Origin of the sequence: Streptomyces sp. NPDC002130, from assembly GCF_040296465.1 — a bacterium.
Classification (GTDB): domain Bacteria; phylum Actinomycetota; class Actinomycetes; order Streptomycetales; family Streptomycetaceae; genus Streptomyces.
In genome coordinates, this window is the sequence record NZ_JBEOXI010000717.1 from 1 (window position 1) to 1632 (window position 1632).

Annotated in this window: 2 protein-coding genes; both read right to left on the reverse strand. The window is 69.2% G+C overall.

Going from position 1 to position 1632, the window contains the following annotated elements; translation table 11 throughout:
* The coding region (locus tag ABT116_RS44775) for a phenylalanine--tRNA ligase subunit beta (RefSeq protein ID WP_351646726.1) at positions 1 to 900 on the reverse strand (900 nt) is incomplete at its 3' end.
* On the reverse strand, positions 900 to 1632 hold a 733-nt coding region (pheS, locus tag ABT116_RS44780), incomplete at its 5' end, for a phenylalanine--tRNA ligase subunit alpha (RefSeq protein ID WP_351646729.1). The genes pheS and ABT116_RS44775, both read right to left, overlap by 1 nt.

The window sequence follows — 1632 nt, forward strand, 5'->3', positions numbered from 1 at the left end:
GTCGAGGGTGGTGAGCTTCTCGCCCGCCTCGGCCCGGCGCACGCCGATCGTGCCCTGGACCAGGCCGCGGTCGTAGGCGTGCAGCGGCTGGCCGAGCTCCATCATCACGTAGTTGGTGACGTCGACGGCGAGGGAGATCGGGCGCATGCCGACCTTCTGCAGCCGGCGCTGGAGCCAGATCGGGGAGCGGGCCTCGGCGCTCAGGCCCGTCACCGTGCGGGCGGTGAAGCGGTCGCAGCCGGTGGGATCGGAGATCTGCACCGGGTAGCCGTAGGCGTTCGGGGCGGGCACGTCGATCAGGGCCGGGTCGCGCAGCGGCAGGCCGTAGGCGATGGCCGTCTCGCGCGCCACGCCGCGCAGCGACAGGCAGTAGCCGCGGTCGGGCGTGACCGCGATGTCGAGGACCTCGTCGACCAGCTCCAGCAGCTCGACTGCGTCCTTGCCGATCTCGGTCTCCGGCGGCAGGACGATGATGCCCTTGGTGCCGTCGTCGCCCATGTTCAGCTCGTCGCTGGAGCAGATCATGCCGCGGGACATCTTGCCGTAGGTCTTGCGCTCGGCGATCTGGAAGTCACCGGGCAGGACCGCGCCGGGCAGGGCCACGACGACCTTGTCGCCGACGGCGAAGTTGCGGGCGCCGCAGACGATCTCCTGGGGCTCACCGGTGCCGTTGGCCTGGCCGACGTCGACGGTGCAGAAGCGGATCGGCTTCTTGAACTCCGTCAGCTCCTCGATCGTCGCCACCCGGCCGACAACAAGGGGGCCCTTGAGGTCGGCGCCGAGCTGCTCGACGGTTTCGACCTCCAGACCGGCCGAAATGAGCTTGGCCTGCACGTCACGACCGGTCTCCGTCTCCGGCAGGTCGACGTACTCCCGCAGCCAAGAAAGCGGGACCCGCATCAGATCTCCATCCCGAACGGCCGGGTGAACCGGACGTCAGCCTCGACCATGTCTCGCATGTCTTCGACGTTGTGGCGGAACATCAGCATCCGCTCGATGCCGAACCCGAAGGCGAACCCGCTGTACTTCTCGGGGTCGACGCCGCAGGCGGTGAGCACCCGCGGGTTGACCATGCCGCAGCCGCCGAGCTCGATCCAGCCCTCGGAGGAGCAGGTGCGGCAGGGGCGGTCGGGGTTGCCGATGGACTCGCCCTTGCAGACGTAGCAGAGCATGTCCATCTCGGCGCTCGGCTCGGTGAACGGGAAGAAGTTCGGCCGCAGCCGGGTCTTCATGTCCGCACCGAACAGGGCCTGGACCATGTGGTCCAGGGTGCCCTTGAGGTCGGCCATCGTCAGGCCCTCGTCGACCGCCAGCAGCTCGATCTGGTGGAAGACGGGCGTGTGCGTGGCGTCCAGCTCGTCCGTGCGGAACACGCGGCCGGGGCAGACAATGTAGACCGGCAGCTCACGGCTCAGCAGCGCGCGGGCCTGCACCGGGGAGGTGTGGGTGCGCAGCACGACGCCGGACCCGGACTCGTCGGTGCCCTCGGGGCCCTGCACGAAGAAGGTGTCCTGCATCTGCCGGGCCGGGTGGTCGGGCAGGAAGTTCAGGGCGTCGAAGTTGAACCACTCCGCCTCGGCCTCCGGTCCTTCGGCGACCTCGTAGCCCATGGCCACGAAGACGTCCGCGACC